The sequence below is a fragment of the Acinetobacter sp. 2JN-4 genome, assembly GCF_003687745.1.
In the GTDB taxonomy this organism is placed as follows: domain Bacteria; phylum Pseudomonadota; class Gammaproteobacteria; order Pseudomonadales; family Moraxellaceae; genus Acinetobacter; species Acinetobacter halotolerans.
On the sequence record NZ_RDNY01000012.1, the window covers coordinates 23,195 to 45,367 of the forward strand.

The 22,173-nt window shown below is 42.0% G+C and carries 23 protein-coding genes; all 23 read right to left on the reverse strand.

Going from position 1 to position 22,173, the window contains the following annotated elements:
- Position 1: 1 nt before the first annotated feature.
- The 23 genes from EAH57_RS14475 to iscX all read right to left on the reverse strand — a co-directional run bounded on the left by EAH57_RS14475 (position 2) and on the right by iscX (position 22,124).
- Positions 2-1,321 (reverse strand): NAD(P)/FAD-dependent oxidoreductase, encoded by a 1,320-nt coding sequence (locus EAH57_RS14475; protein ID WP_121930664.1) that lies wholly within the window; start codon positions 1,319-1,321, stop codon positions 2-4.
- The gene (locus EAH57_RS14480) at positions 1,318-3,651 is read right to left on the reverse strand and encodes an MMPL family transporter (protein WP_121930665.1); all 2,334 of its coding nucleotides are present in this window, start codon (positions 3,649-3,651) and stop codon (positions 1,318-1,320) included. Before EAH57_RS14480 ends, EAH57_RS14475 begins: the two co-directional genes overlap by 4 nt.
- Positions 3,626-4,267, reverse strand: a complete 642-nt coding sequence (locus EAH57_RS14485; protein WP_121930666.1) for a LolA family protein — start codon at positions 4,265-4,267, stop codon at positions 3,626-3,628. Before EAH57_RS14485 ends, EAH57_RS14480 begins: the two co-directional genes overlap by 26 nt.
- 77 nt (positions 4,268-4,344) lie before the next feature.
- Complete coding sequence (locus EAH57_RS14490; protein WP_121930667.1) at positions 4,345-4,770, reverse strand: acyl-CoA thioesterase; 426 nt, start codon at positions 4,768-4,770, stop codon at positions 4,345-4,347.
- A 9-nt stretch (positions 4,771-4,779) separates the two neighbouring features.
- Entirely contained in the window at positions 4,780-6,327 is a 1,548-nt protein-coding gene (locus tag EAH57_RS14495) for an HAL/PAL/TAL family ammonia-lyase (protein WP_121930706.1), read from the reverse strand.
- A gap of 25 nt (positions 6,328-6,352) precedes the next feature.
- Positions 6,353-7,288, reverse strand: coding sequence for an acyltransferase (locus tag EAH57_RS14500; protein ID WP_121930668.1), 936 nt, complete (start codon positions 7,286-7,288; stop codon positions 6,353-6,355).
- A complete protein-coding gene (locus EAH57_RS14505) occupies positions 7,288-8,055 on the reverse strand; it encodes a glycosyltransferase family 2 protein (RefSeq protein WP_171407481.1) in 768 nt (255 codons plus the stop codon). The genes EAH57_RS14500 and EAH57_RS14505 overlap by 1 nt, the downstream gene beginning before the upstream one ends.
- 10 nt (positions 8,056-8,065) lie before the next feature.
- A complete protein-coding gene (locus EAH57_RS14510) occupies positions 8,066-9,766 on the reverse strand; it encodes an AMP-binding protein (protein ID WP_121930669.1) in 1,701 nt (566 codons plus the stop codon).
- 13 nt (positions 9,767-9,779) lie between these two features.
- The gene (locus EAH57_RS14515) at positions 9,780-10,334 is read right to left on the reverse strand and encodes a septation protein IspZ (RefSeq protein ID WP_121930670.1); all 555 of its coding nucleotides are present in this window, start codon (positions 10,332-10,334) and stop codon (positions 9,780-9,782) included.
- Positions 10,331-10,579, reverse strand: coding sequence for an acyl carrier protein (locus EAH57_RS14520; RefSeq protein WP_121930671.1), 249 nt, complete (start codon positions 10,577-10,579; stop codon positions 10,331-10,333). Before EAH57_RS14520 ends, EAH57_RS14515 begins: the two co-directional genes overlap by 4 nt.
- An 11-nt stretch (positions 10,580-10,590) precedes the next feature.
- Positions 10,591-10,851 carry a phosphopantetheine-binding protein gene (locus tag EAH57_RS14525; RefSeq protein ID WP_005195248.1) on the reverse strand — a complete coding sequence of 87 codons (261 nt, stop codon included), beginning with the start codon at positions 10,849-10,851 and terminating at the stop codon, positions 10,591-10,593.
- Positions 10,848-11,657 (reverse strand): lysophospholipid acyltransferase family protein, encoded by an 810-nt coding sequence (locus EAH57_RS14530; protein ID WP_121930672.1) that lies wholly within the window; start codon positions 11,655-11,657, stop codon positions 10,848-10,850. The genes EAH57_RS14525 and EAH57_RS14530 overlap by 4 nt, the downstream gene beginning before the upstream one ends.
- Positions 11,642-12,271, reverse strand: a complete 630-nt coding sequence (locus EAH57_RS14535) for a beta-ketoacyl synthase chain length factor (RefSeq protein ID WP_121930673.1) — start codon at positions 12,269-12,271, stop codon at positions 11,642-11,644. The genes EAH57_RS14530 and EAH57_RS14535 overlap by 16 nt, the downstream gene beginning before the upstream one ends.
- Before the next feature lie 263 nt (positions 12,272-12,534).
- Positions 12,535-13,944, reverse strand: coding sequence for a ribosome biogenesis GTPase Der (gene der, locus EAH57_RS14540; RefSeq protein ID WP_004669600.1), 1,410 nt, complete (start codon positions 13,942-13,944; stop codon positions 12,535-12,537).
- A 177-nt stretch (positions 13,945-14,121) separates the two neighbouring features.
- Positions 14,122-15,264, reverse strand: a complete 1,143-nt coding sequence (gene bamB / locus EAH57_RS14545; protein ID WP_121930674.1) for an outer membrane protein assembly factor BamB — start codon at positions 15,262-15,264, stop codon at positions 14,122-14,124.
- Positions 15,264-15,962, reverse strand: coding sequence for a YfgM family protein (locus EAH57_RS14550; protein ID WP_121930675.1), 699 nt, complete (start codon positions 15,960-15,962; stop codon positions 15,264-15,266). The genes bamB and EAH57_RS14550 overlap by 1 nt, the downstream gene beginning before the upstream one ends.
- 24 nt (positions 15,963-15,986) lie before the next feature.
- Positions 15,987-17,279, reverse strand: coding sequence for a histidine--tRNA ligase (gene hisS / locus EAH57_RS14555; RefSeq protein ID WP_121930676.1), 1,293 nt, complete (start codon positions 17,277-17,279; stop codon positions 15,987-15,989).
- Between the two features lie 7 nt (positions 17,280-17,286).
- On the reverse strand, positions 17,287-18,402 hold the full coding sequence (gene ispG, locus EAH57_RS14560) for a flavodoxin-dependent (E)-4-hydroxy-3-methylbut-2-enyl-diphosphate synthase (protein WP_005195232.1): 1,116 nt from the start codon (positions 18,400-18,402) through the stop codon (positions 17,287-17,289).
- Between the two features lie 23 nt (positions 18,403-18,425).
- Complete coding sequence (locus EAH57_RS14565) at positions 18,426-19,217, reverse strand: helix-turn-helix domain-containing protein (protein WP_121930677.1); 792 nt, start codon at positions 19,215-19,217, stop codon at positions 18,426-18,428.
- Positions 19,208-20,008: a type IV pilus biogenesis/stability protein PilW gene (gene pilW / locus EAH57_RS14570; protein WP_121930678.1), complete on the reverse strand. Its 801-nt coding sequence runs from the start codon at positions 20,006-20,008 to the stop codon at positions 19,208-19,210. The genes EAH57_RS14565 and pilW overlap by 10 nt, the downstream gene beginning before the upstream one ends.
- A gap of 17 nt (positions 20,009-20,025) precedes the next feature.
- Positions 20,026-21,261 carry a 23S rRNA (adenine(2503)-C(2))-methyltransferase RlmN gene (gene rlmN / locus EAH57_RS14575; protein ID WP_121930679.1) on the reverse strand — a complete coding sequence of 412 codons (1,236 nt, stop codon included), beginning with the start codon at positions 21,259-21,261 and terminating at the stop codon, positions 20,026-20,028.
- 121 nt (positions 21,262-21,382) lie between these two features.
- Positions 21,383-21,814 (reverse strand): nucleoside-diphosphate kinase, encoded by a 432-nt coding sequence (ndk, locus tag EAH57_RS14580; RefSeq protein ID WP_121930680.1) that lies wholly within the window; start codon positions 21,812-21,814, stop codon positions 21,383-21,385.
- Positions 21,815-21,923: 109 nt separating this feature from the next.
- The gene (gene iscX, locus EAH57_RS14585) at positions 21,924-22,124 is read right to left on the reverse strand and encodes a Fe-S cluster assembly protein IscX (RefSeq protein WP_004669612.1); all 201 of its coding nucleotides are present in this window, start codon (positions 22,122-22,124) and stop codon (positions 21,924-21,926) included.
- Between the last annotated feature and the right edge of the window lie 49 nt (positions 22,125-22,173).

The following is a 22,173-nucleotide window of genomic DNA, read 5'->3' on the forward strand; positions in this document are numbered from 1 at the left end:
ATTAGACCTCTAAGGCTTTTTCTTGTGCTAAACCCTCTCGGCAATATTCAGCCAAAGTGCTTAAACGACTTTTTGCATTTTTATGAATTGGATTTTGATCATCCCACGCATAACCTGCCAATAACGAAGAAATCATACGACGAATGCTTTCATTCTGATGAGTTGAAAACACCACATCCTGAAATCCCCCCTCATACCATGACTCGACATAGGCACGAAACACTTGAATCCCTTTACGAAGTGGCAGTTCATATTCCTGCATCCAATCGACTTGTTCGCCATTCAATACTCGCTCAACCAATGGTACAGCCAAACTTGATGATTTCAGCGCAATCGTTACACCCGATGAAAAAACAGGATCTAAAAACTCACCTGCATTGCCCAATAACGCATAGTTACGACTTGCAAGTTGCTTTACATTGGCAGAATACCCCACCAATGTTCTCACGGGTGTATCAAATTTGGCATGTTGCAAGACTTGAGACAAACTTGGATCATCCGCCAAAATCCGTTTTAATAATGCTTCAGGCTCATTTGGGGCTGCATCTGCAACATGACCATCGGCATCATCAGGAACTGAGTAGTGGTCAAAGAAATCTTGTTCTGCCACCACACCAAACGATGCACGCCCATCCGCAAACGGAATCAACCAATACCAAGCACGATGATCGTTTTCATGGACGGTAATCAAGATCTTATTGCGATCAAAATCAGCACGATCTCCGATACCATCCTCAATATGCGTAAAAATGGCACGACGTACTGGGAAATTTGAAGGACTTTCCAAATCTAGGAATTTCGGCAGAATGCGCCCAAAACCACTGGCGTCCAGCAAAAACTTAGCTTTAATTTGATATTGCTGCTGCGACTCATCCAAGACCGTTAACATCGGCTGATCAGCATCGACATCAACTGCGGTGACTTCATGACCAAAGCGAATATCTGCACCGTATTTCTGCGCTTGTTGCGCTAGTAAATGGTCAAAGTCAGCACGGCGCACTTGCCAAGTCGTCCCTGGCCCTGCACTAAATTTCTCGGTAAAATCATAATGACTGCGCTTTTCACCACACAGGAATGCCGCGCCATTTTTAAACTGAAAACCACGTTCTGCAACATGTTCACGAATGGTGTCCAACAACCCTGCTTCTTCCAAAAACACCATACATTGTGGCAGCAGCGATTCACCAATGGAAAAGCGCGGAAAATATTGTTTTTCAATCACCGTCACCGCATAGCCTTTTTGACGGAGCAATGCCGCAGCCGAACTACCCGAAGGCCCAGCCCCAATAATCACCACATCCGTTTGTTGTATTGTGTTCATGTTATGCTCCGATGTGGTAAGTCGACAATATGCTTTTGATCAGCAGGAGTGAATAAAGTTGCGTAAATAAATGAAAAGATCACGCCAAGTAAAACAGTTAAACCAAAACAATGAATGGCGTAAGTATCACTCAACGACAATAATCCAAAGCCCAACAGGGTCGACATCATACACAAAAACAACGCCATGCCGACCACCTGTGGATGATCATGTCCATGCCGATAAAAAATGGCATAATCCACCCCAATCCCAATAATCAAGAACGTTCCCATAATACTAAATAGGTTAATTTCCACACCGAGCCATGCTTGTACTGCAAAGGTGCTGAGCAAAGCCAAAGAGACAGGCAACACCAAAGGCAAAACTGAGCCAAGACCATAAACAGCCCCTAAACCAATCGCCAAAGCCAACAAAGCATAGATCAATAAATGCTGTGCTTGCTGGCGATGCTGAGCAAAGGCAGTTGAGAGTGTATCGACAGGTTGTTGAAAATGAATATTGGCGGATACTAGTTGCTGTAACAATTCTGTCTGCTGCACACCATTTACGATGACCAAACGTTCGGTTGAACTCGGCTGTAAAAAAGCCAAAGGATGCTGCTGAAAAACCTGTTCAGTGAGTAAAGGCTGCTGCTGCAATTGCTGTTGCCAATGTTGCACATCCGCAAATTTCAAGCCCATCGTCGCTGCATACTTTTTCAGTGCAGTTTCAGGAATTTGTTGTAATAACTGTACATTTTGCTTTTGCTGTGCCAACGGTGGAATCCATTGACCCAAAGCTTGAAAACTTTCGATTGCCCCTTGCTGCTGTAATTGCTGAAGCTTGAGTAATAGTTGTGATTCTTGTTGTTCCAGTTCAGTACTTGAACTCGCCTGCACCACAAAATAATCACTGCTTTGCTGCTGCCCAAACAAAGAACGAATATATTGATCTTGCTTTTTGAGCTTGGCATCCATACTTTGTAAATTACGAATGTCATCATTGGGTTGTAAAAATAAAATGCTCACGCTGCCCATGGCAATGATGCCAACAATGAAGCCATAACGCATTTTATGTTGTTGCTGAAACCATTGTCGTGCTTGCCCAATCCAAGCCAAGCGTTGAATCGTAGGCTGAGCATTCAGTGATGGCAATCGTGGCAATAACAAGACACTTGTGATCCATGCTGCCACCAAACCCACGATCGAAAATACCGCGATTTGCCTAAATGCGGGAAAGGGAGTAAAGCTCAGGAAAATATATGCCACAACCGTCGTCATTAAGCCCATAAACAAGCTCGGCAACAAAGGCCTGAGAACGCTAAAACCATCCAATTTACGATGCTGTGATTGCATCGCCATAAAATAGAAAGAAAAATCGACACAGACCCCGATCAAACTTGCGCCAAAAACCAAAGTCATCAGGTGAATCTCACCAAAAATCAGATGGGTTATGGCAAAAGCCAATAAGCTTCCTGTTGAAACGGCAATAAACTCAGTCAGCAATGGGCGGAATGAACGAAAACCAAACCAGACCAACACAATCAAACCAAGGGTTGAACCTAAACCAATCGTTGAAATTTCTTTTTGCGCCGACTGCGTACCAAAATTGGAAAATAAAATCGTGCCTGTCCAATGCGACTGCACATTTAAGTCATTGAGCTGTGGTTGCATTTGGGCAATCCAAGCTGTCACCTGTTGCTGATAATCAATATTGTAGGGACTCTGTGTCAGTTCCAAGACCAATAAGCGTGAAACGTTCTGCTCATCGTGAATGGTCGCAAAACCATGCTCCAGTTCGACATCGCTTGAGGCTTGCGTAGCAACATTCAGCATATAACGCGGAAATAACAGCAAAGGGTCTTGTTGCAAAGATTCTGCCGTAATCGGCATCCCGACACTCATGAGCTGCATCAAACTTTGTTCAGTCAAAGCCTCAAAATCTTGCTGTTGTACCGCCTGTTGCAAAAGCTGACGATCTTGTGGACTCAACAAGCCTGCACGATGCAGATATAACTGCTTTGAAAATTGTTCTAAATCAAGTTGTGGTTTGAGCGGCTGCCACAACGCACTTTGCTTGAGTTGTGTTTCAAAGAATTGGGTAGCGTGTTCTATCGCTTGCTGATCTTGGCTTTCTAATACCACAAACACTTTTTGATTGAGTTGATCACTCATATATTGCTGGGTTTTCGCCAACTCAGGATTTTGTTGCGTTTCAGGCAACAAAGAAAAAATATTGGTCTGGATATGAATATCTTTTTTTAGCCATGCAAACGCAAGTGCCAGTCCAACAACGGTTAACAGGATTAACCAGATGGCAGTAAATTTATTTTGCCAATTGGAAAAGCGCATCTTCAGCAGCCGTTAGTTTCAATGGAGTATTTTGATTACGGAATAAAATCGTGGTGCTATTATTGGCTTGTTCCTGAATCACAATTTTATCGACATACTGCTGCCCCTGTGCCTCAATACGTACAAACAATTTTTTAAATAAACCTGACTTCGGCGTTAATGCAACATTCCAACCTGTAGGGCGATAATCGGCAGAAACCACATTAAAGTTCTTCGCCAAAGCTTTTTCATCACCCGACATCAACTGCAAAAACAGTGTTGCAACAGAACTATACGGCGATTGATCAATCTGAATCTGGCTGTAGGTTCGTTGGGTTTTTTGTACCAGCTTCTTTTGCGTCACGATCAAATCGGCTTGAACAGGTCGTTTGATTTGCCAAAGCACACCATTAGATTTAGCAAAGGTCAGCGTGCCATTGGAAACAAAGGTTTTATTTAAACTAGCTAACTTTTTTTGTTGTTCAAAATCAGCACGCACCACATCACTTTTTGCAAGCTGCTGAAAAATTGTACTCACCGCCGCGCTATCGGCATAGCTGAATACACTAAATAGAGAAAGCACGATAAAGAGCGAAATCGCCCTGCATAGACCTTTAAAAAAATGTCCTTTAAGCATCCTACATTTATATGATCTTGCCGTGTAGGGGCGAACTGTGTTCGCCTTAAAACAGAAGACTTTGACTGAATCCAAATTCATTTTATCTCCTCCTTAAATTCATCCCATGCCTTTAAGCAGTCCAATAAAATGGGGGGTGACTGAAAGCACATTTCCCGTGTTTCCATATTCACTGCAACTTGCGTAGTATACCCCTTGGTTAACCGTCTGCCTGTTTCTGCATCGAGAATGAGATATTCAATTTTTAAACGGTTTTCCCATTCTTTCAGGATGGCACGCACACAAATCTTTTGTTCAAACTCAATGCCCTGCACATAGCGCACATGGCTTTCAATCACAGGCCAAGCGTAGCCTGATGCTCGCATTTGATTGTAGTTATAAGCAAACTGATCCAACAACTTACATCGTGCGATTTCAAAATACTTTAAATAATGTCCATGCCACACCACATTCATGGTATCCACATCATGAAAAGGAATTTCAATAATGACATCTGCCTGCATGTGACACTCCTAAGCTTGATCCACAAACTGATTAAACAATTCAAAATTGTCGAAACGATCAATGATCTGTTGTAATTCAGTTTGCAAAGGACGATCTTCTTCAAGCAATGCAAAGCTTTGCAACGTCCATGCGACAAAAGCCTGTAAAGTTGGACTCAACTTTGACTCCACGCCTTTCAGATGCACGGCTTGTACACTGGCACAGCACAAAGCAGCGAGCACTTGTTGCGTTAAGGTAATCACTCGGGTGGCATCTCGAGCGGCAATGGTGCCCATACTGACTTTATCTTGGTTATGACATTCAGTTGAACGAGAAAAAATAGATGCCGCTAAAGTATTTTTTAAGGCTTCTGCCGTCCAAGCCGACACACCGATTTGTACGGCTTTAAAACCATGATTCAAAGGTAAACGATCTACACTTGAACCTGTCAAATTACGCGGCAAACCATGATTCATTTTATGATCAACCAATTGCGCCATTTGTCGATCCATCAAGTCTGCAATATTGGCAATCATGATTTTTAAGCTATCCATCGCTTGAGCAATATGCCCACCGTAGAAATGTCCACCATGTAAAACCCGTAAGTGAATCGGGTCAATCAAGGGATTGTCATTACTGGAGTTCAATTCATTTTCTATAAACTGACGCAGCCACGTTTTTGAATCTTCAAACACACCAATAATATGTGGCGCACAACGTAAGGAATAACGATCCTGCAGGCGTGGACTTTGATGCGCAGTTTGTACTTCGCTATTCAGCCATACACGTAGTTGTTGAGCAATCTGTTGCTGTCCTTGATGTGGTTTTTGTGCAAATAACACTTCATCAAAATGACTTGGATTGCCCTCCAATGCCCAAACATTCAGTGCAGTAATCAAAGTACTGGCTAAACTGATTTGTTCGGCTTTCTTATAATTTAAGCAAGCAATCGCGGTCATTACGGCTGTGCCATTCATTAACGCCAAACCTTCTTTTGGACGTAAAGTTAAGGGCTGTAAACCTTTTTCAACATAGACCTGTGCAATTGGAACAACTCGACTTTGATCTTGATCATAAACATCACGCTCGCCGACCAATGCTCCTGCGATATAGGACAGTGGGGTTAAATCTCCACTTGCGCCGACTGAACCCTCGGATGGAATCACAGGAATCACATTTTCATTCAGCATCCACACCAAACGTTCCAGCAATGCCAAAGACACCCCTGAATAACCACGCGCCAATGAACATAACCGTGTCACTACCACGGCACGCGCCGTGATCAGATCCAAGTTTTCGCCCAAGCCACAGCCATGAAAACGCGATAAATGTAAAGGCAATTCATGGACTTGGTGCATCGGGATCTCTACCAGACACGAATCACCATAACCTGTGGTCACGCCATAGATCACACCTTCATCGGCAAGTAATTGATCCAAAAAGTCTGCACCGCGTTGAATTAATTCACGCCAAGCATTTGTTTCTGGGAGTGCGATACGACATTCATTTCGAGCAACTGCTACTACATCTTCAATACTGAGCGGTTGCTCTCCAACAATCACCACTGGCTTGATCATTGATCCCATTTGACTTGCATTCACGTTATTTTGTCCAAAACTGATAAAAATTAAACCATTGATACGGTGCAGCCAAGCAATGTTGTTCTAACACGGCAACGTATGCCTGAGTCACTTGTTGCATACTACTGAGTCGCGTTTTTCGAGGTAAATCGACTTGATCTGCAAGATGATGAATATGCACCTGAAACTTATGCTGTGCACGATAACAAAATACGGCGAGAACAGGCACTTTAAGTAAATTTGCCAAAATCCAAACCCCTTGTGGGAATTGGGCAGATTCACCTAAAAATGGAACACTTTGCACCCGATCGGACTGCACAGGAATACGATCTGCGGCCACAATCACCCATTCACCCTGCTGCATTTTTTCTTGTAACAGCATGGCGGTTTCAATGCCAAGTTCATCAACAGCAATCAAATTTACATCAGCTTTAGTATTCAACTTTTTGAGAAACTGATTAAATTGTGTCGCGTGCTTTTGATAAACCAGTACATTAATTTTTTGTGGATGTTCGGATTTCAGCGCGCGTAATAACTCAATATTGCCAAAATGCGACACGATAATAATCGTACCCTTTTGATAATGTTGTTGAAAATGCTGATGGCCTATTAATTCCAGTTTTTGCTCTGGAATATGTCCCAACCAACCCTCTATTTTATCCAGAATACATTCACCAAACTGCATAAAATGAGCATAACTATTTGCCCACGTTGGCATCGTTGTAAAAGGCGACTGAGGACCTGCAAACTGATGTACACGCTGCAAATATTGCAAAGAAGCCTGCCGTGCAGCTACCGCAAATAACCAATACCACATAATAACAAAATACAGAATCACCCGACATAGCCAACGCCCCCCACAACGATAAAAGCCAAGCATGAGCATGAGCGGTAACATACCGCCGCGCTCTTTAATGTCATGCCAAGTATCATTCGGCGTGTGCTGAGGGTTTGTCATTAATCTGCCCGAGACTTACCAGAACCACGTTTTTGCCAAAGCAATTGAGGCAAGCGAATCAACATACCAGCAAATAATCGAGCATGGGCTTGACTCAAGCCAATATTGTCACGCCATACATTAAAATGGGAGATACCATGTTCAGGATAAATCACAGGCGTAGGTACATTAATAAACGGGGTATTTTCCCATTTTAAGCGTACAAGAATTTCACTATCGAAACCCATGCGTGGCTGAAATTTGGCTTTATCTAAGATAGGAATGGTTTTATTCAAAGGATAAATCCGAAAGCCACACATGCTGTCTTTAATCTCTAAAGATAGACTATTGAGCCACACCCAAAAGTGGGTCACATAACGACCATATAGGCGTTTTTTCGGGACAGAAGCATCAAAAATCGGCTGTCCAATCACCATTGCTTCGGGGTGTTGTTGCGACAATCGGAAAAATTTAGCAACATCCTCCCAGTGATGTTGTCCATCTGCATCGAGCTGCAAGACGTGTGTCATCCCCATTTCGGTAGCATAACGCAACCCTGTAATCACAGCCTGACCTTTACCTTGATTGGTCGCATGTTCAACCAAATGTACATGTTGATTTTGTTGCGCCAATTGTCGCAAAATTTCACTACATGCGGCATGGCTACCATCATTGATCAAAATGATCGGATACTGAAATTGTTGCAAATGCTGCACCAGATCAGCGAGATAGTGCGGATGATTATAGACAGGAATCACGATGCCGTATTTCAACAGACCATCCAACATGATTGAACTCCTAAGCACGCGCTACAGAAAATAATAAACGACCTGAAGCCAGTGTATGCTGATCTGTGCTCATTTCAAAACTCACCTTGTGCTCTTTACGACTGAGTTTGAGCTGCACCACGGTATAAGGACGAATCAGATTTTGAAATTTAAGCTGCTCGAAACCCTGACACCAATCCAGATCTGCCCATACCTGTTTAGCAAATTGTTGGATAAAACTGATTTGCCCCACGCCAGGATAAATCGGTTGATTCGGAAAATGCCCTTTAAAACATGCCAATTCAGGCGGAAATTCCAGACTAAAAAATTGACTGTCTTGTGCTTGCCATTGCGACAACATTACAGGCTGTAACATCATAGAAAATAATGCCTTTAAATAATTTTTATCTCGTTTCGATTGGGCATTTTGTGGAATTTGACTCAGAAAACGCCATTGTCTTGGAATCGCTAGCGTTTCCAGTTGAAACTGGAGTTGTTGTTTGAGTGTTTTAACAAAAGCGGCTTTACCCAATTGGATCAATTGTTGCTGTGCAGTTGGTGTCAAAACCACGATAGCAGCCAAAATCTGTCGATGCTGATGCTCAATCACTAAGGCATGGCTTTGTTGAACATCATCAAGACCATTCAGCGTCTGTTCAATCGCATCCAAACTTAAACGTTTTTCTTCGAGTTTAACAATCCGATCTAAACGTCCTAACAGGCTAAACTGTTTCTGAGCAATCACCATCCATTCAGCAGCATCTCCCGTCATGATCCAACCTTGCTCACCCGCATGATCACTTTTGACCATCAGTTGCTGACGATCAGAAATCTGAATCTCGACATTTTCAAATGCTGTCCAAGCCGCATCATCTTGTTTACGATGTGCAATACCGCCTGTTTCAGAACTGCCTAAAACCTCAATAATCGGCACATTCAAATTGGGACGAATACCTACATCCAGTTTCCCACCTGAACTAAACACCATTTCACAGTGTTGTAATCGCAATTCACTGGTCCAACGCTTGAGTAAAGCAGGACTCGATACCACATAATTTAGGTATCCCGATTGCAGTAACCTTTGCTGCACTTGAATGACATCTTCTGGAAATGCCAATTGAGGATTGTAGAAACTACGCCCCGTAGCTAGCGGCAAGAGCAACTTAAACAATAATCCATAAATATGTTGATGGCTGACCGTTGCGATGACGAGACACTGTTCAGCAAATGAAAAACTTGCTGCGAGCCCACGCACTTCGTTTAACAATTGCTTTAAGGTACGTTCAATCTGTTTCGGTTCCCCAGTTGAACCTGAAGTAAAAAAGCTAATCTGCGCAGCATTTAAAAATTCATCACTTTTTATTTTCGCCAAACGTTCTACAATCAAATCAACTGCACGCTCCGCCTTAGGAGATAGAGATTGGGAAAGATGTTGTTGCCGCGTTAAAAAATAGATGTCCTGCTGTGCCAGTTGTTGTTCTAAATTACGCACACGATTGGGCGGTAAAATAATTTTTTTATTTGCCAATAAGCCAGCAAAAAACAGCACCATAAAATCATAACTGTCTTGTTCCCACAATGCCCAAGTCGATTGTGCCAAATATTCAATCGCAGTCGATTGTTCAAGCACGTCCTGCCAAAAAGCGGCATAAACAATATTTTGAAACTCAGCACCAATACAAAATATTTGGGCTGAATCGGACTCATTATAAAAATGAAGGGGTGCAATCATTTCACAGAACCATTTAAGTATTGACCTGATTTAAACGCTGATGACGTTTACGTAAGATGAATTCCCCTAAAAACAATACGCCCATCAATACATAAGAAATAAAGCCATTATAAATGACCCAAAATTTCATTGGCGCAAATACGGTTCCCAAAGCAATCATGGCATTCATGCTAAAAAAACCACACCAAACCATGGTGACTTTACGCGTCCACTGCACACCTGATTCAGGCAAATCAGGCTCAACTAAACGAGCAAAACGTTCGATCATTGAGGGTGGTTTATATAAGGTCAGCGCAAAAATCAACAATGCTCCGACACTCATCCCCACAGGATAGAGTTTTAACCATGCGTGATCTTTTAAAATCAAGCTCAGTCCACCACAAATAATCGCCAATCCAGTCAAAGGCAACATCAAATCATTTTTTCTAGCACTGATCAGACGGACACTACCCAAAACCACCAGTAACACACTAACCCAGACAAATTGTCCGTGTGACAAACTCCAACCCACAATAAAGGGATACAACACAAAAAATGTGATCAGTATGCCTCTGAGCAGATGTCTCATTCAGCCGTCATATTTTGAATGACCGTAACAACGTCCAAGACCGTTCTGACTGCTTTAAAATCTTCAGGTTGTACTTGTTTACCTGTCAATTCCTTGATTTTGACCACAAGATCAATCGCATCAATGCTATCGACATCAAGATCTTCATATAAATTTGAATCGAGACGAATATCTTCAGGTTCAATTTCAAATAGATCCTGCATCCACTCTCTGAGTTTTGCCAGCACATGTTCTTGGGTTAACATCGATCTACTCCTTAAACGGCTTGCTGCGCTTCAACCAAAGCCACTAAACTTTGAATTGATTTAAAATGCTGTTTGGTTTCATCGGACTCTGCATTCAGATGAATGTTGTAACGCTTCTTCAATGCCAAACCTAACTCCAAAGCATCAATCGAATCTAAACCTAAGCCATCACCAAACAGCGGTGCTTCGGTCTCAATATCACTGATGCTAATATCCTCGAGTGCGAGAACATCAATAATCATTTGCTTTAATTCATCAGCAAGATTGCTCATTTTTTCGATAACTCATCATTAAAAATTTGATAAAAACGTTGATTCAACTGACGGACTTGTTTTGGTGTTATATCTGAATCCACTAACATGTCCTTAATTTCAATTGCATCGAGCACCTTAATTTCAATATGAAAAGGCTGTGCTGGCACATGATACCACTTTTCATTTTTGGTCAAAGTTGATGGCGTGCAGCTTATCAAAACTGGACGGATCGGTACATTGGCTCGAATGGCAATATTTGCAGCACCACGCTGAAACTCATTTAAACGTTCGCCTTTTTCTGTTCTGGTTCCTTCTGGAAAGATCACTAAAGAAGCTGCACCCTGCTCCTGTAAACGCGCTACAGAATCTTCAATAAACTGTTGCGAACCTGCATTGAGAATATAACCTGCACTTCGGACGGGACCGCGCGTAAACGGATTAGACCATAGCGATTGTTTGACCACACAGTTGGCTTGCTGCATCAATCCAATCATGACCACCACATCAATTAAAGTCGGATGATTAGCGATCACCAGTTCTTGTCGACTATTTTGTAGCTTGTCCAAACCCTCAACGGAATAGCTCATAATCCCAAGCTTCACCATCATTTCCGTAAAGCCTTTAAAACTATAGCGGATCACTTGTTGCGCCCGTTGCTGACGTACTTCTGGATTTGAACTACTCAATCGAACCAAGGGTGCAACAACCGTTGCAATCCCAATACCACCGACACCAAAGCTCGCAAAACTCAATCCCGTCGCAGCCACACGCCAAAGATAATTACTTTTTTGTTTGATTTCTTTGAGTTTTAACATTTTTTCCATCTCGATGCAGATGGATTGATATCTGCTGTTTGCCAGAATTGATAAAAAGCCAAACTTTCCATTGACGTCGAACCTGATGATGCCGAACTAGTTAAATCAAGCACCTCTAAATTAGGCTGCGCCAAACTCACTACGGTTGAAAGTGCAAATGCAGGAAAGTCCCACGCATCACTATAAACGGTCGGTAATGCTTGATCGTACGCTACAACAAGTACTTTTTGTACATGGGGCTGTGCTTTTAGAATGGCATAAGCTTCAATCAAAGCCTCTGTCCACTCACAACTTAAACTAGTCGACGGCGTATCATCATGGCATAAAATCGAATATAAACCCGCGATTGCATTATGCACAGAAGTTGAAAATTGCGTGGGAGATGGCGTTTGTCCACTGAGTACATCTTGTAAAATACGCAGTGTTTTTTCTTCATCGCCATACTTCGAAACCCACACGATATAGTCAACAGATTGACCATCTAATGCAGTTAAAGCACTTTGCAATGCCATTTTGGCTAATAAGGATAAACGACGACGCTGCATCGCTGGAATCTCATCCAGTGCAGCAAAATTTTGCTGAGCATTGCTAAGCTGAGGCTGCGTTAGATGTAGTTTTAACATGCGATACATCGTCCATGTGTTTATGTATAAACACATTCATCAATAATATTTTGTGGGCGCATTATATCACTGTCACCAAATTTAACAAAAAAATATTTTACATATATTTCAATATCTTACATTAATATATTTTTAGTGTCCGTTTGAAATAAATAGAATGTAAAGTTTTACTAAACAATAAAATAAACTATTAACTTAAATGCTCTAAAATTTCCCATTAAAAAAGCCCAAAACAAAGTTTGGGCTTATCATTTTATCGTTAATTAACGCTTCATTTTTTTCTCAGCTTTTTTGAACTTCTGCACATAACGGCGTTTACGTGCAGCAACACGCTCATCAACCATCGATTTACGACCTTCAAATGGATTGTCTGAAGTTTTGAAATCAACACGAACTGGCGTTCCTTCCAACTTATACACTTTACGGAACACATTTTCGAGATAACGACGATAATCTGCAGGGGTTTTATCAACCTTATTACCGTGAACAACGATCGTTGGTGGATTTTGTCCACCCATATGCGCGTAACGCATTTTAATTCGCTTACCACCAATCATTGGCGGTTGATGCGCTTCTGTAGCATCATTCAAAATCTGGGTGAGTTTTGCAGGTGAAACTTTTAAATGTGACGATTCATAAGCACGATGGATGGTTGGATACATTTCCCCCACCCCAGTACCATGCAATGCAGAGATTAAATGTACTTTTGCCCAAGGAATAAAATCAAAGCGGCGATCAACATCCAACTTACATTGTTTACGGTCATATTCGGTCATGTTGTCCCATTTATTAATGGCAATCAACATGGCACGCCCAGCTTCAAGTGCATAACCAATCAGATGTAAATCTTGTTCGACCACACCTTCACGCGCATCCAGAACCACAACAATGACATGTGCATCTTTAATCGCTTGTAGCGTTTTAACAATTGAGAATTTCTCAATCATTTCATCGACTTTACCTTTACGACGTACACCCGCAGTGTCAATCAAGGTGTATTTACGCCCATCACGCTCAAACGGAATATAGATAGAATCACGTGTTGTACCGGGTTCATCAAATGCAACCACACGATCTTCGCCGAGCAAACGGTTTACCAAAGTCGATTTACCTACATTTGGACGACCAATAATGGCTAAGCGTAAACCTGTAGCTTTATCATGTGCTTCATCGCTTTCATCTTCAGGAACATCAACCAAGACATCCTCAAGCATTTGCTGCACGCCACGTCCGTGACTGGCAGCCACTTGTAAGGGTTCACCCATACCAAGCTTATAAAACTCAACCAAAGCCGCTTCAGCGTGAACACCATCCACTTTGTTGGCAACGAGGTAGATTTTTTTGCCTAATGTACGTAGTTCACGTGCGATTTGTTCGTCCGAAGCCAATAGACCAGCACGGGCATCGACCACAAAAACGATAATGTCAGCTTCATTAATTGCAGTTTTTGACTGCTCTGCCATGTAACTATCAATACCGCCTTCATTTTCACCGATACCACCCGTATCGACGACAATAAATGATTTATTTTGAAAAACCGCATCACCATATTTGCGGTCACGAGTTAAACCAGCGAAGTCAGCAACCAAAGCATCACGACTTTTTGTGATTTGGTTAAATAGCGTTGATTTTCCGACGTTTGGACGACCAATGAGCGCAATAACGGGTTTCATAAATTAACCTTAATTCAGACGAGCCATCGTTGATGACATCGTATCAGAAACAGTATGGAAGATTTTCAGTGATCAAATGATCATAATAAAAATTCGGGGTTTTGTTTAAACAAACACCCCGAAGTATTTTTTAAAGTGCAATTCGCTAACTCGAATTTTACCACACATTAGGCAAAATTAACGATTCTGCCAAATGCTTAATGCACCTTTTTGAGTAGCGACATAAAGTTGGTTGTCGATGACACGTAATGTGCGGACATCTCCACGTGTTTTAGCGCGTCCAACCAAGCGACCAGTTGCAGGCTCAATCAGATGCAAAACACCATCCAAGTCACCAACTACAAGATTCTGTCCCAACATCACAGGATTACTCAACTTACGATTCAATAAGCTTTCATTCTGCCACACCAACTCACCCGTACCTAGATCATAGGCATTCAACTTACCATCAACAGTTGAAACGAAGACTTTATCTTCAGATACTTCTGGACGATTGGTACTGCTCGCGTCTTCACTCCACACCACACGTTGTGTCGCTAAATCAGTAACAGTCACTTGCCCTTGAAAGCTCGTGGTCACTAAATATTGACCCGCAACCACTGGATCGCCATTGATATCAATCAAACGTTGAATATCGGAACGACCTTCGCTGATGGCAACGCGACGCTGAAACTGCGGTATACCGCTAATCACATCGATTGCGTAGATATACGCATTTGCTGAAGCAATCAGTATCGTACGTTCATCCAGAGGTACAGGAGCAGCTTGGCCTCGTAAGCTAAACTGAATATTTGGCAGCTTATATGCCCAAACCTGTTGTCCTGAAACCGCATCATGTGCAAATACAGTCCCATCATTTGCCAGTGTAATCACCCGCCCCAACTGTATCGAGGATGGAGATAAAATCGCACCAGACAACTGTGTTACCCACTTCTGCTCACCTGTAGCTTGGTCTAAAGCGAACAATTGTCCTTTACGATTTCCAACAACAACAATCCCTTCACCGGCTTCAACACCAGCAGTTAGCTCTTGTTTGGTTATCTTACTTTTCCAAAGACGCTCTTTGCCCTTATAAGCTGAAACTTGCCCATCAGGATCAGGCGTAAAAATCACACCATTGTTCGTATCCAACTGCAAACGTAACGACTCAGCAGCATTGGTAGAGGAAACACTTTGAGAAAAAACAAGGTTTAAACTCTGTTCTTGCGTAATTTTTGGCAATGGGTTTGGTTTCACTGGCTTAACTTTATTACTCGAACATCCAACGAATAAAGCTGAGGCAATGGCGATTGCCAATGGTAGTTTTAGTTTATTCTGCATTAAGACTCATCCACATTGGTATCTAAGATCGGGCGCTCAATTTCAGGATCATCTACTAAAACGCCAACACTTTCGAGTTTAATTTGTAAAAGCTGACGCTCTTTTTTGCGTTCGATCAAACTATCCCATGCACTTTGATAGGCCTTACGTGCTGATTCAGTATCTTTCTTCGCAACAAAAATATCACCGCGAAGTTCATCTACTGTCGCTTTAAACGTAGGCTCAGCCACATTGGCCAGTGTTTTTAAGGCTTCGTCATACTTTTTCTGAGCGAGTTGTGCATCGGCTAAACGTAGTTTAACAATTTGCACTAAACCAGCATCTTTGACTGCTGAGTTTTCGACTTTCTTCAATGCTTTTTCCGCAGCAGCATAGTCATCTTTATCATAAGCCAACTTAGCTAACAGAAATTGTGTCTGGATTGCATGAACCGAATTTGCATCTTCTTTCACAATTTTATCTGCTGATTCAGATATCGTCGCAAAAGCATTAGGCTGACCTGCCAAGACCTTGGCTTCATCCATCAACTTTTGCACTTTCGCCGTTTGGCTCTGCGCTTCAGCAAGCGTTTTCTTTTGCCAATATTCCCATCCGAAAAAGGCAATCAAGGCAATGAGAATTCCGCTAATGATTGCAGAACCATATTTTTTGGCAAACGACTTAAATTGGTCGAATTGTTCATCATCACTTAAACTCATGTGATTGTCCTTTTCCTAAATATTTTATTGTTTAAATTTTTCGATAAAAAATGAGGTCAGCTCTGCTATGGCAACTTGTGACTGCTCTGCAGTTGCAAGCTCTTTCACCAAAAGCTGCTGTGATTCCCACTCGCGCTCACCCAAAATCACCGCATAGATCGCACCAGACTGATCCGCCTTTTTCATTTGGCTTTTCATACTGCCTAGTGAGCCTGTTTTAAGGCGAATTGGGCTATTTACAGCTTCAAGTTGGTCACGAATTTGCTCAGCCAATAACAATGCTTTGGCTTGATATGCAGGTTCAGCCAATAAGAACACTTCACAGTCGCGTACAACCTTCACTTGTTCTACTTGCTCAAGCAACAGTAACAAACGCTCCATTCCCATCGCAAAACCGACAGCAGGTACAGATTGATCCGCTTTACCTTTTAACTGCCCAACCAAACCATCGTAACGTCCACCCGCACAGACTGTCCCTTGTGATCCCAACATGGTGGTGGTCCACTCGAAAACCGTCTTGTTGTAGTAATCTAAGCCACGCACCAATTTTTGGTTAATCACAAATTCAATGCCGGCATCGGTTAAGTATTGCTTTAATTGTTCAAAGTGATTGATGGAGTCTTCTTTTAAGAAATCATGCAACTTGGGAGCATTTTCTAAAATCTTTTGAGTTGATTCACTCTTAGAGTCCAAAATACGCAATGGATTGGTGCTGAGACGGCGTTGAGAATCTTCGTCTAATGCTTCTTTGTGCTGATTTAAAAACTCAACCAAAGCTGCGCGATACTCAGCACGTTCATCTGTTTCACCCAAAGTATTGAGCTCCAAACGGACTTTGTCCGCAACACCCATACGCTTCCACAGACGTGCAGTCATTAAAATAATTTCCGCATCGATATCAGGGGTTGCGACACCAAAAGTTTCTACACCAAACTGGTGGAACTGACGATAACGGCCTTTTTGCGGTTTTTCATAACGGAACATTGGCCCAACATACCAAACACGTGGTGTTGCACCACGCAATAAGTTATGTTCCAACATGGCACGTACACATCCCGCTGTGCCTTCAGGACGCAAAGTCAGCGATTCTGGCGGTGTTCCTTTGTCAAAAAAGGTATACATTTCTTTTTCAACAATATCAGTTGCATCACCAATGGCACGCTTAAATAAACCCGTTTGCTCTACGATAGGCAGACGAATTTGTTGATAGCCGTAAGCATCCATTAAAGATGCAAGTTGTTGTTCTAGACTTCTCCAAGCTGCAGTTTGCGCTGGAAGGGTGTCATTAAAACCTTTGATCGCGACGATTGAACTCATGACCTACTCAAAAACTTGTACGAATAATTTCTTTAGATTTGGCTTCTTCAATCTCTTGAACACGCTGACGAACCATGGTCTCTATTTCATCAACCAACTGATCAGTGTCAATTAAATGACTTTTTTCACCATTTCGATACACCAGTGAACGCGGCGAAGCACCAACGATGCCAATATCAGCTTCTTTGGCTTCACCAGGACCATTCACTTTACATCCGATCACAGATAAATCCATCGGTGTACGGATATCTTCTAAACGCTCTTCTAATGCTTGCATCACTTGAATCACGTTGAACTCTTGACGTGAGCAACTTGGGCAAGCGATAAAGTTAATCCCATTTGAGCGTAGACCCAAAGATTTTAAAATATCAAAGCCAATTTTGATTTCATCTTCGGGTTCAGCAGCCAGAGAAATTCGCATAGTATCGCCAATACCTTCCATCAGTAATCCACCAAGTGCGATCGCTGATTTCACTGTACCTGTACGATAAATCCCTGCTTCAGTAACACCTAAATGCAATGGATTATCAATCTGTTGTGACAACAAACGATAAGCATCCATGGTTAAAAACACATTGGATGCTTTGACACTAATTTTAAACTCATGAAAGTTTAAACGATCAAGGATATCAATATGACGCATCGCAGATTCAAGCAAAGCTTGACCTGTGGGTTCGCCATACTTCACTTGTAGATCTTTTTCTAGTGAACCAGCATTGACCCCAATACGAATTGAAATATCATGATGTTTGGCAGCAGCGACGACTTCACGCACTTTTTGATCAGAGCCAATATTACCAGGATTAATCCTTAAGCAATCTGCACCATAATCCGCCACAGCCAATGCAATACGATGATCAAAGTGAATATCTGCCACTAAGGGCACAGAAACACGTTTACGAATCGCACCAAATGCCTCTGCTGCTTCCATAGAGGGCACAGAAACACGCATAATGTCTGCACCTGCTTCTGCACAACGCTCGATTTGCGCGACAGTCGCATCCACATCACAGGTTTCAGTATTGGTCATACTCTGAACACTAATCGGGGCATCACCACCGACATACACTGATCCCACACGAATTTTACGTGTTGGGCGGCGCTTAATTGGGTTCACGATCATCGTATAGCTCTACCTTTTTAACATTAGCGAGACAAACGGAATTCAGCTTTACCATTTACAGTATAAGGACGCAAGGAAATCTGTTCTTGATTTAAGCTGAGTGATACGGCAGTCGCATCATCCAAACGGATTTGGAATGGTGATTCGCCAGTCAACGTAAGCGTCGATGCTTGGCGACCAGTTGCCAAAACTTTAGCGGTTGAATCCACAATATGCACGGATGTTGGTCGGCTAAAATTCAATACAAGCTGATCACCTGATGTTGCAACTGTATTTGCCATTGGAAGAATTTCAATATTTGAATTGGTGATCTTTGGCACATCAATATCATCTTTGCTGCTTGATGACCAATTTTGCACAGCCGTAATTGCTAACCAACCCAATAAAGCGACAATCGCCAGAATCACAATACGCTTTAACCATTGACGATTACGGATACTGTTCGAACCTGAAAGTTTCCCCATGATTTTGATGGGTGAGTTATTTAAAGCATGGCTTGCTTTTAACCCAGTATCATTGACATAGATTTCGTCAAAACGGTGAATTATAGCGCTCGCATCTGCATTTAAGTACTTTGCATAAGCGCGATAATAACCTTTGATAAAAGTTGCTTCAGGCAACGAGGTATAATCGTCTTTTTCTAATGCCGTCAAGGTTTTGACAGGCATATTCATTTCACGCGCAATCTCTTGCAGTTCTTTCTTTTGTGCAATACGAATTTGACGCAAATACTCACCAGGTCGTTGAATATTTCCCAAAGTTGACGAAGGAGAGTTTGAGCCAGTTGGCTGATGTGAATTTGGATTTATTTCCATACGGCCTCAGTACTGTACTGTAATTGCAAATAACGTTGATATTCTAGACTTTCTGGAAACAAAGCACGCAATTGATTGACTAACACTTGCATTCCCAATTGATCCGCATTCGCTCGAGCTATGCGTATACCCAGCCAAAGCGCACGTGCACCTTGGTTTTTTTGTCCCACATTACGAACATATTGTTCATATAGTTGTGACGCGTCTCTATTGTTTTGTTGCAAATAGAAAATTTCCGACAACTCTAACATTGAAATGGTTGCATTTCGATTTGCTTGTAGTGCTTGTTTGAATGATTTTTCAGCATTCGCAACATCACCCATGATTACATAGATCCGCCCTAAGTTTTCTAGCGCCTGAAAGCGTTGATCATAACCTAAGGTTGCACCAGCACGAGCGAACTGCTCAATCGCTTCATTATAACGCTGCATTTGATACAAATATGTACCGTAATTATTACGAGCTTGTGCATTGTTCGGTTCAGCAGAAATTGCGCGCTTAAAATATGCGTCCGCTTTTTCCATATTCAGTTTACTGCCCTCTTGTTGCAGTAAAATGCCCATCATCATATTGGCATTTGCATCACGGGAATTGATTTTTAAGGCTTGGTCAAGTGAACGTTTAGCAGCATCGAGATCACCGTTACGAATATATTCTGCTGCTAACTGGCTGCGAACCTGCACGGCCTTTTCAGGATTTTTGGTCGATGATGTGGTTTGGCAAGCTGTTAAACCGCATACAGAAAGTACAACTGTTGTCGCTATAATCGTTTTTAGTCGAGTTGTATTCAACGCTTTATCCCCAAGTATTATCCTTGTGTGCGCAAAATTTCTTGTCGTTGCGCCACTTTCTTTTTCCACTGTTCGGCGCGACGAGTACGGTCAGCAACTTGTCCCACCAATTGTCCACAGGCTGCATCAATATCATCACCACGTGTCTGACGAATCGTACACACAAATCCTGCATCAGACAAAGTTTTTTGGAAAGCAATGATGCGATTACGACTAGAACGTCCATAAGGCGCATGCGGAAATGGATTAAATGGAATTAAGTTAATTTTACTCGGTAAATTCTTTAGCAACTTCACCAGTTGTTGTGCATGCTCTGGATGATCATTAACCCCTTCGAGCATGACATACTCGATGGTCACGTGTTTACGCGCACTTTCATTGCCATCTTTGGCCAAATATCGCTGACATGCAGCAATCAATTGTTCTAATGGATATTTTTTATTAATTGGAACCAATTCATTACGTAACTCATCATTCGGCGCATGTAATGAGATCGCCAATGCCACATCAATATCTTGTATTAACTGATCAATTTTAGGAACAACACCTGAAGTTGATAAAGTCACACGACGTTTAGACATGCCATAAGCAAAATCATCCAACATCAAGCGCATTGAGCTGAGGACTGCATCATAATTTAATAATGGCTCACCCATGCCCATCATCACGACATTGGTTACCGTGCGCTCGCGCTCTGCTACAGGCACTTCTTCCATATAGGAATAATTGGCCATCCAAAGCTGACCAATGATTTCCGCAGGGGTTAAATCACGTTGAAAACCTTGTTTACCAGTCGAACAAAATGAGCAATCTAATGCACAGCCCACTTGTGAAGAAATACATAAGGTCTTACGAGAACCTGTTTTATCTTCCGCAGGAATCAATACCGTTTCAACTAAAGAACCGTCACCTTCGCCCACACGAAACACCCACTTACGTGTCCCATCTTTTGAATAGTTACGATGAACCACTTCTGGGGCTTTAATTTCACAAATTTTTTCGAGTTTTTCACGCAATTTACCTGAGATATTGGTCATCTCAGCAAAATCAGTGACAAAATATTGATGAATCCACTTCATGATTTGACCGGCACGAAACTTTTTTTCGCCCATGTCTTCGAAGAATTTTTCGAGTTCAACTCGCGACATGCCAAGTAAATTTACTTTATTGTCGGCAGCTTGAACGACAGGCGTAGTAAATGACTGTTGTTTTTCATCTGAATTTTCTGATGAAACGACGACTGCAGAACTCATGTGAATTTACCTAAACAATATCAGCGCTAGAAAACACTGTGCATTATTTGCACAACACAATCTATAAAAAATAAAAAACCAGATAAGTAGTATACCACTTATCTGGCTTGAATACTTTGGATTAACGAGTGCGTGGGCAGATCTCGTTATCAGCAAAGAAGTAAGCGATTTCACGCTCAGCAGAAGCAACTGAGTCAGAACCGTGTGCAGCATTTTCATCGATGCTTACAGCGAAATCAGCGCGGATTGTACCAGGCGCTGCTTCTTTAGGATTTGTTGCACCTAAAATTTCACGGTGAGCAAGAACAGCATTTTCACCTTCAAGAACAGAAACAACCACTGGACCAGAAGTCATGAAAGCAACTAAGTCACCAAAGAAACCACGTTCTTTGTGCTCAGCATAGAAACCTTCAGCATCAGTTTGAGAAAGCTGTTTCATTTTAGTTGCAACAATTTTCAAACCTGATTTTTCGAAACGAGCAAAGATGTCGCCGATGTGGTTTTTAGCAACTGCATCTGGTTTTACGATAGATAACGTACGTTCAATCGCCATGATTGGCTCCTATTATGGTCTAAACATTAAAAAATTTGCCGCATTATACCGATGTCATCATGAATAATCAGCTTGAATCTGTAAAAGTTCAACGATTTCGGATGAATTTCTAACGAACCTCATCCAGCCATGCCATCTGAATCGCCTCAAGCAAACCTTCTGTTGATTTCGTTGGGTCATCACTAAAGTCAGGTAAAGCACATACCCACGCATGAAGATCGGTAAAACGGATCCATTGCGGATCCACTTCTGGATGTGCTTCAACCAATTCAATCGCGATATCCATGGTATCTGTCCAACGTAAGCCCATATAAAAACCTAAGTAAATAAATATAATTAGCGCTACTTTAACAAATCAT

Excerpts from the sequence above, each read along its gene's own strand:
- ndk (WP_121930680.1), bottom strand. The coding sequence starts at position 21,814 with ATGGCGATTGAACGTACGTTATCTATCGTAAAACCAGATGCAGTTGCT.
- EAH57_RS14515 (WP_121930670.1), bottom strand. The coding sequence starts at position 10,334 with ATGAGACATCTGCTCAGAGGCATACTGATCACATTTTTTGTGTTGTAT.
- EAH57_RS14485 (WP_121930666.1), bottom strand. The coding sequence starts at position 4,267 with ATGCTTAAAGGACATTTTTTTAAAGGTCTATGCAGGGCGATTTCGCTC.
- rlmN (WP_121930679.1), bottom strand. The coding sequence starts at position 21,261 with ATGAGTTCTGCAGTCGTCGTTTCATCAGAAAATTCAGATGAAAAACAA.
- EAH57_RS14535 (WP_121930673.1), bottom strand. The coding sequence starts at position 12,271 with ATGTTAAAACTACATCTAACGCAGCCTCAGCTTAGCAATGCTCAGCAA.
- iscX (WP_004669612.1), bottom strand. The coding sequence starts at position 22,124 with ATGGGCTTACGTTGGACAGATACCATGGATATCGCGATTGAATTGGTT.
- EAH57_RS14510 (WP_121930669.1), bottom strand. The coding sequence starts at position 9,766 with ATGATTGCACCCCTTCATTTTTATAATGAGTCCGATTCAGCCCAAATA.
- der (WP_004669600.1), bottom strand. The coding sequence starts at position 13,944 with ATGAAACCCGTTATTGCGCTCATTGGTCGTCCAAACGTCGGAAAATCA.
- EAH57_RS14495 (WP_121930706.1), bottom strand. The coding sequence starts at position 6,327 with ATGATCAAGCCAGTGGTGATTGTTGGAGAGCAACCGCTCAGTATTGAA.
- EAH57_RS14520 (WP_121930671.1), bottom strand. The coding sequence starts at position 10,579 with ATGTTAACCCAAGAACATGTGCTGGCAAAACTCAGAGAGTGGATGCAG.
- hisS (WP_121930676.1), bottom strand. The coding sequence starts at position 17,279 with ATGAGTTCAATCGTCGCGATCAAAGGTTTTAATGACACCCTTCCAGCG.
- EAH57_RS14565 (WP_121930677.1), bottom strand. The coding sequence starts at position 19,217 with ATGGAAATAAATCCAAATTCACATCAGCCAACTGGCTCAAACTCTCCT.
- EAH57_RS14505 (WP_171407481.1), bottom strand. The coding sequence starts at position 8,055 with ATGTTGGATGGTCTGTTGAAATACGGCATCGTGATTCCTGTCTATAAT.
- bamB (WP_121930674.1), bottom strand. The coding sequence starts at position 15,264 with ATGCAGAATAAACTAAAACTACCATTGGCAATCGCCATTGCCTCAGCT.
- EAH57_RS14525 (WP_005195248.1), bottom strand. The coding sequence starts at position 10,851 with ATGAGCAATCTTGCTGATGAATTAAAGCAAATGATTATTGATGTTCTC.
- EAH57_RS14550 (WP_121930675.1), bottom strand. The coding sequence starts at position 15,962 with ATGAGTTTAAGTGATGATGAACAATTCGACCAATTTAAGTCGTTTGCC.
- EAH57_RS14490 (WP_121930667.1), bottom strand. The coding sequence starts at position 4,770 with ATGCAGGCAGATGTCATTATTGAAATTCCTTTTCATGATGTGGATACC.
- EAH57_RS14530 (WP_121930672.1), bottom strand. The coding sequence starts at position 11,657 with ATGGAAAAAATGTTAAAACTCAAAGAAATCAAACAAAAAAGTAATTAT.
- EAH57_RS14480 (WP_121930665.1), bottom strand. The coding sequence starts at position 3,651 with ATGCGCTTTTCCAATTGGCAAAATAAATTTACTGCCATCTGGTTAATC.
- ispG (WP_005195232.1), bottom strand. The coding sequence starts at position 18,402 with ATGATCGTGAACCCAATTAAGCGCCGCCCAACACGTAAAATTCGTGTG.
- EAH57_RS14475 (WP_121930664.1), bottom strand. The coding sequence starts at position 1,321 with ATGAACACAATACAACAAACGGATGTGGTGATTATTGGGGCTGGGCCT.
- EAH57_RS14500 (WP_121930668.1), bottom strand. The coding sequence starts at position 7,288 with ATGACAAACCCTCAGCACACGCCGAATGATACTTGGCATGACATTAAA.